The organism is Pseudomonas algeriensis (genome assembly GCF_048847255.1).
In the GTDB taxonomy this organism is placed as follows: domain Bacteria; phylum Pseudomonadota; class Gammaproteobacteria; order Pseudomonadales; family Pseudomonadaceae; genus Aquipseudomonas.
This window is the reverse complement of the sequence record NZ_JBKKRK010000013.1, coordinates 79,861-92,949: the sequence shown is the minus strand read 5'-3', so window position 1 is coordinate 92,949 and position 13,089 is coordinate 79,861. Positions and strand designations below refer to the sequence as shown.

Genomic DNA, 13,089 nt, shown 5'->3' with positions numbered 1-13,089 from the left:
GTCACCGCGGCAGGATGTACCGCTCGATCGCCAACGCCGCACCGTCCTCGGTGTTGGCTGCGGTGACGACGTCAGCCTGACGCTTGATCGCCTCTTCGGCCTGCCCCATCGCAATCGAAAGCCCCGCGCGGTGGAACATCGCCGGGTCGTTGCCACCATCCCCCATTGCGGCGGTCTGCTCCAGCGGCACGCCGAGGAACTCGGCCAGGGTCGACAGCGCCTCCCCCTTGTTCGCCTTCATCGCGGTCACGTCCAGATAGATCGGTTGCGAACGCGATACCTGGGCCTGGCCTTTGAGCAGTGGGTGCAAGCGCGCCTCCAGCTCCACCAGCAAGTCTGTGTTGGCGCTTGTCGCAACGATCTTGTCGATGCGCTCCAGATAGGGTTCGAAACTGTCCACTTCGACAGGCGGATAACCCAGGCCACGGGTTTCCACCGGCACCATGGGCCCATTGGCGTCGCGCACCAGCCAATCGCCGTCGGCAAACACCCAGACCTCGATGCCGGGCTGATCGGCGTACAAGGCCAGGGTGGCCAGCGCCGCCTCGGGCGGCAGGTAATGCACGGCCAGGAAGGTGCCGTCCGGATGCACCAGCGTACCGCCGTTGAACGCTGCTGTCGGCAAATCGACGCCCAGCGCCTCGATCTGCTGCAACATTGCCCGTGGCGGCCGTCCGGTGGCGAGGCTGAACAACACGCCGGCCTCGCGCAACGAGCGGACGGCGGCGATGGTGCGCTGGCTGAGGCTGTGATCAGGCAGCAGTAAGGTGCCGTCCATATCACTAAGCAGGAAGCGGATGGGGCGTTTCAGCTGATTACTCATCCGAGGCCATGCCAGACGCGACCGTCGCGAGTCAGCAGATCATCAGCGGCCGCCGGGCCGTCCTCCCCGGCCTTGTACGGCTGCACCGTTGCGTCTTCTCGCCACGCGTCGAGGAACGGCTGCACCGCGCGCCAGCCGTTTTCGATGTTGTCGGCGCGCTGGAACAACGTCTGGTCGCCTGTCAGGCAATCGTAGATCAGGGTTTCGTAACCCGTGGACGGCTGCATTTCGAAGAAATCCTTGTAGGCAAAACCCAGCTCGATATTCGCCATGTCGAGGGCCGGCCCAGGCCGCTTGGCCAACAGGTCGAACCACATGCCTTCGTTAGGCTGGATCTGGATTCTCAAGTAGGTAGGTTGCAATTCGTCGACTTCAGTGTCACGGAACTGAGCGTAAGGCGCCGGTTTGAAGCAGATAACGATTTCCGTGTCGCGCACGCTCATGCGCTTGCCGGTGCGCAGGTAGAACGGCACGCCGACCCACCGCCAGTTATCGATCATGACTTTCAGGGCGACGTAGGTTTCGGTGCTGCTGTCGGGCGCGACGTTGGTTTCCTCGCGGTAACCCTTCACTGCGTTGCCGCCTACTTCCCCGGCCGTGTATTGGCCACGTACCGAATTGGCGCGCGCCTGTTCCACCGACCAGGGGCGGATCGCCCCCACCACCTTGGCCTTCTCGCCGCGCACCGCGTCGGCACCGAAAGCGGCCGGCGGTTCCATGGCGACCATCGCCAGCAATTGGAACAAGTGGTTGGGCACCATGTCCCGCAGGGCGCCGGTGTGCTCATAAAAACTGCCACGGGTTTCGACGCCAACGGTTTCGGCGGCCGTGATCTGCACGTGGTCGATGTAGTGGTTGTTCCAGAACGCCTCGAACAAGCTGTTGGAGAAACGGCTGACCAGAATGTTCTGTACCGTCTCCTTGCCCAGGTAATGGTCGATCCGATAGATCTGCTTTTCGCCCATGACCTTGAGCAGGCAGGCATTGAGCGCCTCGGCGGTGTGCAGGTCGGAGCCGAACGGCTTCTCGATCACCACGCGCCGGAAGGCGTCATCCTGCTCTTGAAGCAGCCCGGCCGCGCCAAGGCGGCGGACCACTTCACTGAAAAAACGTGGCGCGGTCGCCAGATAGAAAACCGCATTGCCAGTGCCGCTGGCGGCGATTTTCGCCGCCAGCGCTTCGTAGGTGCTGTCATCGAGGAAGTCACCTTGGACGTAACTGATGCCTTGGGCCAGGCTGGCCCACAGCGTCGGATCGAGCGCGCGGTCGGGATCGCCGCCCTTGCTCGCCGCTTCGCTACGAATGAAATCCTCGAGTTTTTTTGCAAAATCCACATCGCTGATGGCGTTGTGGTCAACACCAACGATCTGCAGGCCATCCCCCAACAGCCCGTCACGGCTGAGGTGGTAAAGCGCCGGCATGAGCAAGCGCTTGACCAGGTCTCCATGGGCACCGAACAGGAACAGCGTGGTCGGTGGCGCAGGTTGAGCCTTGGACTTCCTGCCGATCGAGGTCATTTTTTCGTAGTCTCCACATGGCCGCCGAAGCCAAAGCGCATGGCCGAGAGCATCTTGTCGCCATAGGTCGCCTGCTGACGGGAGCGGAAACGGGCAAACAGCGAACTGGACAGTACCGGCACCGGCACCGCTTGCTCGATGGCGGCCTCGATGGTCCAGCGCCCTTCCCCACTGTCGGCCACTTCGCCGGAAAAGCCATCCAACTTCGGATCGCTGGCCAATGCATCGGCGGTCAGGTCCAACAGCCAGGACGACACCACGCTGCCACGACGCCAGACTTCGGCGATGTCGGCCAGGTTCAGGTCGAAGCGCTGTTCAGGCGGCAGGCTTTCGCTGGATTTTGTCTTGAGGATGTCGAAGCCCTCGGCGAACGCTTGCATCATTCCGTATTCGATGCCGTTGTGGATCATCTTGACGAAGTGCCCAGAGCCGGCCGGGCCCGCATGGATATAGCCTCGTTCGGCGCGATCGTCGTCGGACTTGCGGTCACGGGTGCGTGGAATATCGCCCATGCCTGGCGCGAGGCTTTCAAACAGCGGGTCCAGGCGACGAACGACGTCGGCGTCGCCACCGATCATCATGCAGTAACCGCGCTCGAGCCCCCAGACGCCACCGGAGGTGCCGACATCAATGTAGTTCAAGCCTTTTTCCGACAGCGTCTGGGCGCGGCGGATGTCGTCCTTGTAATACGTGTTACCGCCATCGATGACCACGTCGCCCGGCTCCAGCAGTTCGCTGAGCACGTTGATGGTGTCCTCGGTGGGTGCGCCGGCCGGCAGCATGACCCAGACCGCCCGAGGCTTTTGCAGCCCGGCGACCAGAGCCGGCAGGTCCGCGACCCCCGTCGCGCCTTCCTGGCTCAGGTTTTCGACGAAAGCGGCATTGCGGTCATAAACAACGGTGGTGTGCCCATTGAGCATCAGGCGCCGTGCAATATTGCCGCCCATGCGGCCCAGTCCGATGATCCCGAGTTGCATGTGCTGATGCTTCCTACTACAAATTAAGGTGTGTCAAAGGTTTAGCTCAAGGTGACTTGTGGAGGTTAGTCCAGAGCATTGCCGCATAGTTTCCGGGTAAATCGCCCGATCACAAAGGATAACGTTCAATAACCCGCCGAAGACACGTCGACCATGAAAAATAAAAAAGTTCCATCAACGGGCAAAAGTATTCAGAATTGGTGCCGATAAAGAATTGTCGCCAAGAAACTGACGACATCTCTCTAGTTGATGTAGCCATTTGCGAGGTGAGCAATGGGCCCTGTCGTTACCGCACGTCCTCCTCAGACCCTTTACGTGACCATTCGTCGCGACGAACTACGCCTGCTGAAAGAAGAGCGTGATTTGCTGCTTGATGAAGTGACGCAGTTGCGCTTGCAGTTGCAACACGCACAGCTTCCTTACCAGAGCCAGGCTTTGGCTCGCTGATTCTGGCCCAGGCGGCACGTGGCACCGGGCGAGCCGGTGTCACACTGACAAACACTCCCAGTTACCCTTGTGGCGATCGAGCTTGCTCCATCGCCACAAAGCCGTTTCCGCCACACCAGCGGAACCGGACGCCATGATTCGCCTGCAAAAAACTCACGAAGTTTTCACACCACCCTCGCAATACTCCTGCGCTGACAAATAGTTACGACGCATACTGCCGGCGCCAGATCGGTGCCAGTGGACCCCGTCGGCAAAAGCTGGAGCGCTTGATGAGTGTGTTCAAACGCAGCAAAACGACTGCGAAAAGTTTCGATTGGGCCGGGTTCGGCTGGCTTTTTCTGTTCTTCTGGTATTTTTCCGGCATTACCCAACTGCTTATCCTGGCAAGCGATACCTCAGGTTTCACCGGGTTTCGCCAAGCATTCGTCATGAGTGCGTTCTGGCTGGCGCCGCTGCTGCTGTTTCCGGCTCGCACGCGCCTGCTCGCCGCGGCGATCGGCGTGGTGCTGTGGGCATGCTCGATGGCCAGCCTGGGCTATTTCTTTATTTACCAGCAGGAATTTTCCCAAAGCGTCATCTTCATCATGTTCGAGTCGAACGTGAACGAAGCCGGCGAATACATGACCCAGTATTTCGCTTGGTGGATGGTGCCGGCGTTCCTCGCACACACCCTGGTTGGCTATTTCCTCTGGACACGCCTGCGCCCGGTCTATTTGCCCCGGGGCCAGGCGATCATCGCCGCCGGCCTGATCCTCGTTGCCGTCGTCGGTTACCCATTGGTCAAGCAGACCCTGCGCACTGGCACGCTTGCCGGTGGTCTGGAGAAATTCGAGGATCGCATCGAGCCGGCCGTGCCCTGGCAGATGCTGGTGGCTTATCGTCGCTACGGTGAACAGCTGGAAAACATGCAAGGCATGCTTCACAGCACCAGCAAGATAGCGCCCCTGCGCAACCTCAAAGACAGCGCGGCCAACCAGCCCGCGACCCTGGTGCTGGTGATCGGCGAATCCACCAATCGCCAGCGCATGAGCCTGTATGGCTATCCGAGGGAAACGACGCCGGAGCTGGACAAGCTCAAGGATCAACTCGCGGTATTTGACAATGTCATCACCCCGCGGCCCTACACCATCGAAGCCTTGCAGCAGGTGCTGACCTTCGCCGACGAGGAAAGTCCCGACCTCTACCTCAGCACACCGTCACTGGTGAGCATGATGAAACAGGCCGGCTACAAGACGTTCTGGATCACCAACCAGCAGACGATGACCAAGCGCAACACCATGCTCACAACCTTCTCCCAACAGGCCGATGAGCAGGTCTACCTGAACAACAACCGCAACCAGAATGCCGCGCAATACGATGGCGACGTGATCGAACCGTTCAACAAAGCCCTGGCGGACACCGCGCCACGCAAGCTGATCGTGGTTCACCTGCTCGGCACACACATGAGTTATCAATACCGCTATCCGCCGACCTTCAATAAATTCACCGATCGCCAGGGCGTGCCCGCCGGCGTACGTGACGACCAGGTGCCGACCTACAACAGCTACGACAACGCGGTGCTGTACAACGACTTCGTCGTCTCCAGCCTGATCAAGGACTACGCCCGCACCGACCCCAACGGTTTCCTGTTGTACCTGTCGGACCATGGCGAGGACGTCTTCGATTCGCCAGGGCATGACACCCTGGGCCGCAACGAAGGCAAGCCGACCGCGCCGATGTACACCATTCCGTTCATGGCCTGGGCCTCGCCCAAATGGCGCGAAACCCATGACTGGAACTTCACCGGCGACCTGTCACGTCCTTACAGCAGCTCACACCTGATCCACACCTGGGCGGACTTGGCGGGCTTGAACTTCGATGGGCTGGACCGGAGCAAAAGCCTGGTCAGCAATTCGTTCACGGCGCGCCCATTGCTGATCGGCAACCCCTATCAAAGCCAGCATAAGGCGCTGATCGATTTCAGCCTCATGAAACCCAAGGGTCCGGCGGGCCAGGTCGTTTTGAAGTAGCCGAAAAGTCCCCGTTGCTACAGGGGTTTGATCCAGAACAACATACGGCCATGGGCCGGGTCGAACATGCCGGCGGCAAAACCGAACTTGGCATAACTGGCCTGGGCCACGGCGTTGCCTTCCAGCACTTCCAGGGTGATCTTGCAGCACCCACGCTGGCGGGCAATATCTTCGACTTTCTGCAACATCTTCTGGCTCAAGCCCAGCCCGCGAAACGCTGGCATCACCGCAACGTCGTGGACGTTCACCAACGGTCGGCAGGCAAACGTCGAGAAACCCTCGAAGCAATTTATCAACCCTGCCGGTTCACCATTGACGAACGCCAGCACACTGAAGGCATGCGCGCGCTTGGCAAGCTCCTGGGGCAAATGCGCAAGCACTTCGGCCGGTAGCGAATGGCCGCCACCCATCGGATCCTCGGCGTAGCCGTTGAGCACGTGGCAAATCGCTTCGGCATGGATCGGATTGCTGTAGCTGGCTTGCAATACAAGGATTTCCTTGGCTTCTTCCATGATCTTCCATCTCGTTTTCGGTATGGCCGGCGGCTTGGCCGCGGCGGGATCCGGTCAGGCGAGCTGACCGAAACGTTGCAATTGCATTTCCTGGAGGCGACTGAGAGTACGGCGAAACGGGAATTGCAGATAGCCCTCCGTGTACAACTGGTCCATCGGAACCTGGGCCGACAGATACAACGGCACCTTTCGGTCATAACACTCATCGACCAGGGCGATGAACCGACGGACGCCATCGTCGTGTATCGACAGCTGCGGCAACTCGCGGTCGCCGGCCTCGACCCGCTCCACCCCGTCCTCGGTGCCACGGGCGATACGCCCTTCACGCTGTTCGGCGCTCAGGCACGGGACATCGCTGAGAAGGATGGCGCTGAAACGGTCGCACAGCGCCATGAAGTCGACGGCCGAGAACGGTTGTTCGCAGAGATCCGGATAGCGGCTCCAGAGCACCTTGTCACAAGCCTTGAGCGCCACGACCTGGCGATGGCCGACTTCGATCGGCTGACTGACAGGTGCCTGCCCCTTGCTCAACCGGTCGAATACCTCCGCCAAAGGGTCCGCCTGGGCCGGGTCACGCACCCAGTAGCGCTGCTGCAGCGCCCCCGGGTGCTGGCGGTGGTCTTGCCAGCCATTGACCGGAACTACTTGCATGTAGCGTTTGATGGACGCGATGGTCGGCAGGAATCGCTCCCGGTTATGGCCGCTGGCATAAAGTTCATCCGGCGGCAGGTTGGAGGTGCTGACCACAACCATGCCCAATTCGAACATGACCTGGAACAGGCGGCCAAGAATGATCGCATCGCCGATGTCCGTGACGAACAGCTCGTCGAAGCACAGCACGCGCACTTCTCGGCTCAACTCCCGCGCAAGCGCCTGCAACGGGTCCGGTGTGCCGGTGAGCTGGAACGAGCGCTGATGCACCCAGGCCATGAAATGGTGGAAGTGTTGCCGACGGGCCGGAACCTTGAGGCTTTCATAGAAGCGGTCCATGAGCCACGTCTTGCCGCGCCCGACCGGCCCCCACAGATAGACGCCCTTGATCGACTTGCGGCCCTCATGCAATGCCTTGTGGCATTGCTCAAGGGCCATGATGGCCAACTCCTGGGCTTCATCCTGGACAAAACCATGGTGTTCGATAGCGTGTTGCCAAGCGCTCAAGGGTGAGTCGAAAGTCATACGGCCCGGGTCCGGAAGGCAAAGGTGGGGAGTATGCCATGCGGGGCGATTCCGTGCGTTTCTCCTCAATCGGGTTTACCCAAACCCCACCCCCTAGACAGAAATATCCAACCGGCTGATCTTCCCCTGCTCATCGAGTCGGAAGGTATAGCGCAACTCGAGCGGGCTGCCAGGGAAGGTCCCGGAGATCAGGTTGTGGACCAGCACCTTTCCGGTACGCTGCTGCACGTTGAGCACTTCCACCCGTGGCTGGTAGCGCCGCGCGGTGTCTTCCATCCATTGAGCGATGGCCCGGGCGCCGACCCGATGGTTGCCTTCATCGAACACATTGGCGTCTTCGGCAAAGAAACGCGTCACCGCCGAGCTGTCGCGGGCGTTTGCGGCGGCAATGTAGCCGGCGATGGCCGGCGCCAGGGAAGAGACGGGATTGGACATGTCAGGGCTCCTTGTTTTTTCGTTTCAAGGCCATGCTAAAACAGCGCTGTGTCAGTTTTTGTCAGCAGTGAAACGCCCCGCCTCGTCGAGATTCATCAGCGCAAACCAGGCGCGCAGCCAGTCACTGCGCCTGCCTGGATAACGCTCGCCCTGGACGACGGCCGAGGCAATCCGGTCCGTGCGAAAAGTACGATAGGCGCCACGCAATTCGCACCAGGCCACCACTACCCGAGCCTCATTGAAAAAACCCAGGGCCAGCGGCCAGATCAAGCGCTGGCTCGGGGTCTTGTTCACATCGGCGTAGTCGATATGCAGCTTGGCCTGCGTGCGAATGGCCTGGCGATAGACATTCAGCTCGACAGTGTTTTGCGGATAGCCGTAGCCCGCCGGGCCCGGTAATACGGTGGGGTTGTGCAGCGCATCGCGCAAACCGGGCGCCAGCACCGCCTCGACCTTGGCCAGGGCATCGGCGGCTGCCTTGCCCAGCACCTCGTCGCCGCGCTGGTCGACATAACGCAAACCCAGCACGATGGCCTCGATTTCATCGGCGGTGAACATCAAGGGCGGCAAGAACAGGCCGCTGCGTAGCACATAGCCGATGCCTGCCTCGCCCTGGATCGGTGCGCCGAGGGCCGTGAGTTCGGCGATATCGCGATAAAGCGTGCGCTCGGAGACCTTCAACTCGCCCGCCAATGTCGCAGCCGTGACTGGGCATCGCTTGCCCCGCAAGACTTGCAACAAAGTAAGCAGCCGAGTGGTTCGCGACACGATGATAGGCCCACGAGGAAAGTTGCAGCAGATTAGCAGAGGCTGGTGTCAGAAACTGTCAGTAGGCGACACCGCTTTGACTTGAGCCTCATGGCGAGTGGAATGTTATTGTCCTGTCCCACCCGCCCCAACGCGAGAGCCCCCTTTCATGCGCACAATCCGCGGCTTGTCCCTCATTTTGATAGTGCTCAGCCTGAGCGCCTGCGCCCTCTTCCAGCAACGGGATCCGCTGAACATCAACGTGGTCGGTATCGAGCCGTTACCCAGCCAGGGCATGGAACTGCGCTTTGCGGTGAAACTGCGCTTACAGAACCCCAACGAAACCACTATCGAGTACAACGGCGTCGCGCTGGACCTGGAAGTCAACGGCCACACCCTGGCGACGGGCGTCAGTGACCAGAGCGGCTCGATCCCGCGTTTCTCCGAAGGCGTATTGAGCGTGCCGGTGAGCATCTCGGCCTTTTCGGTGCTGCGCCAGACGCTGGGCCTGAGCCAGACCCAGCGCCTGGACAACCTGCCCTATGTACTCAAGGGCAAGCTCGCCGGCGGTGTATTCGGCACGATGCGCTTCGTCGACCGCGGGACCCTTGACTTGCCAGGCGCCTCGGCCACCTGGTGACTCATGCAGTGAAGCGCACGCCCGGCTTGGCCCGCTCGTCCACCACCAGTTCGAACACGTCGGGCCGGGCGTAGTGGCCGACCACATCATAGTCATAGCGCGCACGCACCAATTCGTCGGTGTCGATTTCAGCGGTCAGCAACCCGGCGGTACCCTTCAACGGGCCAGCCAGCACGTCCCCCATGGGGCCAACGATCACGCTGCCGCCGGCGATCAATGGCCGTTGTGCCGGCCAGTTAGCCACTTCGACTCCCAGCGCCTCGGGGGATGCCTGGACCTGGCAGGCACTGACCACGAAGCAACGACCTTCGTGAGCGATATGCCGCATGCTCACTTGCCACATCTCCCGCTCATCCACCGTTGGGGCACACCAGACGTCGACGCCTTTGGCATACATCGCCGTGCGCAGCAGCGGCATCATGTTTTCCCAGCACACCGCCGCGCCCACGCGACCCACCTGACTGTCGATCACCGGCAGAGTCGACCCGTCGCCCTTGCCCCAGATCAACCGTTCTGTGCCGGTGGGCATCAGCTTACGGTGCTTGGCAACCAAGCCGGCGTCGGGCTCGAAGTACAGGGCCGTGCAATACAAGGTATTGCCGGCCCGCTCGATAACACCCAGCACCAGGCTTGCCCCGGTGCGCGCCGACAGGCCGGCCAATGCCTCCGTCTCGACGCCAGGTACGTCGATGGCGTTGGCGAAGTAGCGAGCGAACGCCTCGCGTCCTTCCGGTAGCCGATAGCCCAATTGCGTTCCAAAACCCTCGCCCTTGGGATAACCACCCAGCAGCGCCTCCGGCATTACGACCAAACGAGCGCCCGCGTCGCGAATTGCCTCTTCATAGGAAAGGATCTGCGTCAGTGTTTCGGCTTTGCCACCCGGTAGCGAGCCGATTTGCAGGGCAGCGACGATGGATTTGGGCATGGTCTTGAACTCCGTGGTTTCAGGTATTGCTGATTTTCACGCCACGGCCGATCATCAATAAAGCCCGAAACGCTGCTAAAAGATATGAGCCAAATGAATATCGTCGACGTCGATCTTAACCTGCTGAAAACCTTCGAAGCCTTGCACGACGAATCCAGCGCAAGCCGCGCCGCGTTGCGCCTGGGGGTCACCCAGTCCGCCATCAGTGCGGCGCTGCGCAGGCTTCGCGGCATTTATGACGACCAGCTGTTCGTGCGCACGGGTCGGGGCCTGGCCCCTACCTTGCGCGCCAACCAGTTGAAACCCGTCATCAGTGAAGCCTTGGACAAGTGCCGCCAGAGCCTGGCAATGGTCGATCCTGGCGCCAGCCACTACGAAGGTCGATCCGTCATCCTCGGCTTATCCGATGATTTCGAGATCGCCTATGGACGCCGTCTGATAGAGGAAGTGGCACGACGGGCGCCGGGCCTGCGCTTGATCTTTCGCCAGACCCATAGCCAGATCGTCGGCAGGGCCTTGATGGAGCGCAGTCTGGACCTGGCGATTACGGCGGGGGGATTTACCGAACGGCTGCTGAGTCGCAGGGTCCTCGGCGAAGGTGGCTACGCTTGCCTCATGGATCCGGCCAGTCTGGCAGCGGGCCAGCAGGACCTTACCCTCGAAGCCTTCGTCGCGCGGGAGCATCTGTTGGTGTCGTCCGGCGGCTTCATCGGCATCACCGATGAGGGGCTGGCCGCGCTGGGCCTGCGACGAAGAGTATGTGCCTCGACCACGCATTTTGCGGCGCTGCCGTTCCTGCTCAAGGACAGCCAGGCCGTGGCGACCATCCCAGACCATGCCGCCCGCGCCATCGCCCAGCTCAGCGGCCTGGCATTGGTGCCCTGCCCGCTGGCCTTGCCGCGCTATCCCATCGAGCTGGGGTCGCGGACCCACGGGCAGAAGGACCTGGCGGTGGACAAGGTGCGCGAGGCGATCATCGCGACCTTTGCGTAAGTTTTTATTTATTGGCGGCCATCAGTCGATTGACCTCGCTGCGCACCATGTTGGCGTATTCCGGGGGCGACATGCCGTCCAGTTCGGCGCGTACCCATTCGGCCCACTTGCCCTTGCGCTTGGAACGCTCGCCGAACAACCGGGCGGCGTCGCCCTTGGCCTTGCCCAGGTTGTTTTGCCAAAGTTCGAAGAGCCGGGATTTTTCGTCTTCCAGCGCGGCGCGCTCGGCCAGGGGCCTGTCAGCCAGATTGAAACTCATGGGGAATTTCCTGTTGCGTAAATAGGCGGCATCTTACACCTTGCGGGGAAACGGCTTAACACCGAATTGGCCCTGCGCTGTACGGACGCACCCCTGGCAGTGCAACTTTTACCGAAGCGTGGCACTCCACTGTTCACTGCCATCCATTCTCAAGGAGCACCTCAATGGCCCGTAAAAGCGCCGCGCAACCGAACGGAGAGCAAATCAAGGATCAAGCCTTCAGCGAACTGAAGGCATTGATCGAAGAGTCGGAAAAATTACTCAAGAGCAGTGCGTCCTTGGTCGGCGAGGATGCTGAAAACCTGCGCGGCCAGATCGCCCTGAAACTGCAACAGGCTTTGGATGCGGTTGCCAGCGCCCGGGAGCGCACGCGGCCGATGGTCGATGCAACGCAAGTCTATATTGGCGGGCACCCTTGGCAGACTGTTGCTATTTCCGCGGGGTTTGGCCTCGTGGTGGGGTTATTGCTCGGGCGACGTTGAGCACCGACCCAAGGCAAGGGAGACCGCTCCCTTGCCATGAAAAAACCACTGGCCTTCGGTCTACGCTCCCGCCAGTTCCCGCAACTGAGCGTACGCCTGCTCATCCAGCGTGATGCCCTGTTCTGTGGACTTGCCGCGCTCCCGGTGCCGACGATCACCGGGCAAACGGCGCAGCCCCACTCCGTGCATCTGCCTGACAAGTTCCTGGCTGCGCTCGGCAAATCCTTGCCCAGCGGCCTTGCTGGGGTCGATGACGATCAACAATTGCCCAGTCCAAGGCGTTTTGGCGCCGGGGTGGTTGCGCCAGTCGAACTCGAAGGAAAAATTGCCCCCGGTTAACGCCGCCGCCAGCAATTCGACCATCATCGACAACGCCGACCCCTTGTGCCCACCAAATGGCAAGAGCGCCCCGCCTTCGAGAATTGCCTTCGGGTCGCGGGTCGGCTGGCCCAGGCTATCCACCCCCATTCCCGGCGGCAGCAGCTCGCCTTTGCGCGCGGCAATCTGCACATCGCCGTGGGCGATGGCGCTGGTGGCAAGGTCGAAGACGATCGGCTCGCCACCGGCGCGTGGCGCGGCGAAAGCGATGGGGTTGGTGCCGAACAAGGGGCGGTCCGCCCCATGAGGCACTACGCAGGTCATGCTGTTGACAACGCTCAGTGCCACCAACCCTTCATAGGCAAACGGCTCGACGTCCGGCCAAAGCGCCGCGAAATGATGGGAGTTGCGGATCGCCAGCACCGCGATACCGGCGCTGCGGGCCTTTTCCACCAGCAAGGGCCGCGCGGCCGCCAGAGCAGGCTGGGCAAAGCCATTGCCGGCGTCCACCCGTACGAAACCTGAGGCGACATCCTCGACCACCGGCACGGCTCGGCCGTCGACCCAACCGCTTTTGAGCGTGGAGACATAACCCGGCATGCGGAAAACTCCATGGCTATGGGCCCCGTCGCGCTCGGCTGCGGCGCAGTTTTCGGCGAGGGTGCGGGCGACCTCTGCCGATGTGCCGTGGCGCAGGAAGATCTGCTCCAACAGCCCAACCAAGGCGTCAAGGGATAACGTGCAAGGACCGGTGTGATCGGGAAGCGCGGACATCTGAAGCTCCTGAGTGATTGTAGGAGGTAGCAACAGCGTTGAAACGACAAGACTT

Annotated in this window: 15 protein-coding genes; 5 read left to right on the top strand and 10 right to left on the bottom strand. The window is 61.2% G+C overall.

What is annotated here, in order from left to right:
• Position 1 precedes the first annotated feature (1 nt).
• Genes ACLK1G_RS19040 through gnd form a run of 3 tightly spaced genes read right to left on the bottom strand, consistent with a single transcriptional unit; the run spans position 2 to position 3,317 of the window.
• The gene (locus tag ACLK1G_RS19040) at positions 2–823 is read right to left on the bottom strand and encodes an HAD family hydrolase (RefSeq protein WP_420766833.1); all 822 of its coding nucleotides are present in this window, start codon (positions 821–823) and stop codon (positions 2–4) included.
• Entirely contained in the window at positions 820–2,340 is a 1,521-nt protein-coding gene (zwf, locus tag ACLK1G_RS19035) for a glucose-6-phosphate dehydrogenase (RefSeq protein WP_420766832.1), read from the bottom strand. The genes ACLK1G_RS19040 and zwf overlap by 4 nt, the downstream gene beginning before the upstream one ends.
• Positions 2,337–3,317: a phosphogluconate dehydrogenase (NAD(+)-dependent, decarboxylating) gene (gene gnd / locus ACLK1G_RS19030; protein WP_420766831.1), complete on the bottom strand. Its 981-nt coding sequence runs from the start codon at positions 3,315–3,317 to the stop codon at positions 2,337–2,339. Before gnd ends, zwf begins: the two co-directional genes overlap by 4 nt.
• A 273-nt stretch (positions 3,318–3,590) precedes the next feature.
• On the opposite strand from gnd, the gene ACLK1G_RS19025 reads away from it, so the two are divergent.
• Entirely contained in the window at positions 3,591–3,764 is a 174-nt protein-coding gene (locus ACLK1G_RS19025; protein ID WP_196304772.1) for a DUF6026 family protein, read from the top strand.
• A gap of 269 nt (positions 3,765–4,033) precedes the next feature.
• Positions 4,034–5,773, top strand: a complete 1,740-nt coding sequence (locus tag ACLK1G_RS19020) for a phosphoethanolamine transferase CptA (RefSeq protein WP_420766830.1) — start codon at positions 4,034–4,036, stop codon at positions 5,771–5,773.
• Between the two features lie 17 nt (positions 5,774–5,790).
• Here ACLK1G_RS19020 and ACLK1G_RS19015 read toward each other — a convergent pair whose 3' ends face one another.
• The 4 genes from ACLK1G_RS19015 to ACLK1G_RS19000 all read right to left on the bottom strand — a co-directional run bounded on the left by ACLK1G_RS19015 (position 5,791) and on the right by ACLK1G_RS19000 (position 8,664).
• Positions 5,791–6,285 carry a GNAT family N-acetyltransferase gene (locus ACLK1G_RS19015; RefSeq protein WP_420766829.1) on the bottom strand — a complete coding sequence of 165 codons (495 nt, stop codon included), beginning with the start codon at positions 6,283–6,285 and terminating at the stop codon, positions 5,791–5,793.
• A 54-nt stretch (positions 6,286–6,339) separates the two neighbouring features.
• Positions 6,340–7,461 (bottom strand): cell division protein ZapE, encoded by a 1,122-nt coding sequence (gene zapE / locus ACLK1G_RS19010; RefSeq protein WP_420766828.1) that lies wholly within the window; start codon positions 7,459–7,461, stop codon positions 6,340–6,342.
• 93 nt (positions 7,462–7,554) lie between these two features.
• Positions 7,555–7,896 (bottom strand): nuclear transport factor 2 family protein, encoded by a 342-nt coding sequence (locus ACLK1G_RS19005; protein ID WP_420766827.1) that lies wholly within the window; start codon positions 7,894–7,896, stop codon positions 7,555–7,557.
• Positions 7,897–7,947: 51 nt separating this feature from the next.
• Complete coding sequence (locus ACLK1G_RS19000) at positions 7,948–8,664, bottom strand: helix-turn-helix transcriptional regulator (protein ID WP_420766826.1); 717 nt, start codon at positions 8,662–8,664, stop codon at positions 7,948–7,950.
• Positions 8,665–8,812: 148 nt separating this feature from the next.
• Here ACLK1G_RS19000 and ACLK1G_RS18995 point away from each other — a divergent pair, with 148 nt between their 5' ends.
• Positions 8,813–9,283 (top strand): LEA/WHy family protein, encoded by a 471-nt coding sequence (locus ACLK1G_RS18995; protein WP_420766825.1) that lies wholly within the window; start codon positions 8,813–8,815, stop codon positions 9,281–9,283.
• A gap of 1 nt (position 9,284) precedes the next feature.
• Here the strand turns inward: ACLK1G_RS18995 and ACLK1G_RS18990 are convergent, their stop codons facing one another.
• Positions 9,285–10,208, bottom strand: a complete 924-nt coding sequence (locus ACLK1G_RS18990; RefSeq protein ID WP_420766824.1) for a carbon-nitrogen hydrolase family protein — start codon at positions 10,206–10,208, stop codon at positions 9,285–9,287.
• A gap of 84 nt (positions 10,209–10,292) precedes the next feature.
• Here ACLK1G_RS18990 and ACLK1G_RS18985 point away from each other — a divergent pair, with 84 nt between their 5' ends.
• Positions 10,293–11,201 carry a LysR family transcriptional regulator gene (locus ACLK1G_RS18985; protein WP_420766823.1) on the top strand — a complete coding sequence of 303 codons (909 nt, stop codon included), beginning with the start codon at positions 10,293–10,295 and terminating at the stop codon, positions 11,199–11,201.
• Between the two features lie 4 nt (positions 11,202–11,205).
• Here ACLK1G_RS18985 and ACLK1G_RS18980 read toward each other — a convergent pair whose 3' ends face one another.
• Positions 11,206–11,460 (bottom strand): hypothetical protein, encoded by a 255-nt coding sequence (locus ACLK1G_RS18980; protein WP_039591001.1) that lies wholly within the window; start codon positions 11,458–11,460, stop codon positions 11,206–11,208.
• A gap of 164 nt (positions 11,461–11,624) precedes the next feature.
• Here ACLK1G_RS18980 and ACLK1G_RS18975 point away from each other — a divergent pair, with 164 nt between their 5' ends.
• Entirely contained in the window at positions 11,625–11,942 is a 318-nt protein-coding gene (locus tag ACLK1G_RS18975) for an ElaB/YgaM/YqjD family protein (protein WP_420766822.1), read from the top strand.
• A gap of 60 nt (positions 11,943–12,002) precedes the next feature.
• On the opposite strand, the gene ACLK1G_RS18970 is transcribed toward ACLK1G_RS18975, so the two are convergent.
• Complete coding sequence (locus tag ACLK1G_RS18970) at positions 12,003–13,034, bottom strand: Ldh family oxidoreductase (protein WP_420766821.1); 1,032 nt, start codon at positions 13,032–13,034, stop codon at positions 12,003–12,005.
• Positions 13,035–13,089: the final 55 nt, after the last annotated feature.

What these genes read in the sequence shown, in the direction of transcription:
- ACLK1G_RS19040 (WP_420766833.1), bottom strand. Translation starts at nt 823, where the DNA reads ATGAGTAATCAGCTGAAACGCCCCATCCGCTTCCTGCTTAGTGATATG.
- zwf (WP_420766832.1), bottom strand. Translation starts at nt 2,340, where the DNA reads ATGACCTCGATCGGCAGGAAGTCCAAGGCTCAACCTGCGCCACCGACC.
- gnd (WP_420766831.1), bottom strand. Translation starts at nt 3,317, where the DNA reads ATGCAACTCGGGATCATCGGACTGGGCCGCATGGGCGGCAATATTGCA.
- ACLK1G_RS19025 (WP_196304772.1), top strand. Translation starts at nt 3,591, where the DNA reads ATGGGCCCTGTCGTTACCGCACGTCCTCCTCAGACCCTTTACGTGACC.
- ACLK1G_RS19020 (WP_420766830.1), top strand. Translation starts at nt 4,034, where the DNA reads ATGAGTGTGTTCAAACGCAGCAAAACGACTGCGAAAAGTTTCGATTGG.
- ACLK1G_RS19015 (WP_420766829.1), bottom strand. Translation starts at nt 6,285, where the DNA reads ATGGAAGAAGCCAAGGAAATCCTTGTATTGCAAGCCAGCTACAGCAAT.
- zapE (WP_420766828.1), bottom strand. Translation starts at nt 7,461, where the DNA reads ATGACTTTCGACTCACCCTTGAGCGCTTGGCAACACGCTATCGAACAC.
- ACLK1G_RS19005 (WP_420766827.1), bottom strand. Translation starts at nt 7,896, where the DNA reads ATGTCCAATCCCGTCTCTTCCCTGGCGCCGGCCATCGCCGGCTACATT.
- ACLK1G_RS18995 (WP_420766825.1), top strand. Translation starts at nt 8,813, where the DNA reads ATGCGCACAATCCGCGGCTTGTCCCTCATTTTGATAGTGCTCAGCCTG.
- ACLK1G_RS18990 (WP_420766824.1), bottom strand. Translation starts at nt 10,208, where the DNA reads ATGCCCAAATCCATCGTCGCTGCCCTGCAAATCGGCTCGCTACCGGGT.
- ACLK1G_RS18985 (WP_420766823.1), top strand. Translation starts at nt 10,293, where the DNA reads ATGAGCCAAATGAATATCGTCGACGTCGATCTTAACCTGCTGAAAACC.
- ACLK1G_RS18980 (WP_039591001.1), bottom strand. Translation starts at nt 11,460, where the DNA reads ATGAGTTTCAATCTGGCTGACAGGCCCCTGGCCGAGCGCGCCGCGCTG.
- ACLK1G_RS18975 (WP_420766822.1), top strand. Translation starts at nt 11,625, where the DNA reads ATGGCCCGTAAAAGCGCCGCGCAACCGAACGGAGAGCAAATCAAGGAT.
- ACLK1G_RS18970 (WP_420766821.1), bottom strand. Translation starts at nt 13,034, where the DNA reads ATGTCCGCGCTTCCCGATCACACCGGTCCTTGCACGTTATCCCTTGAC.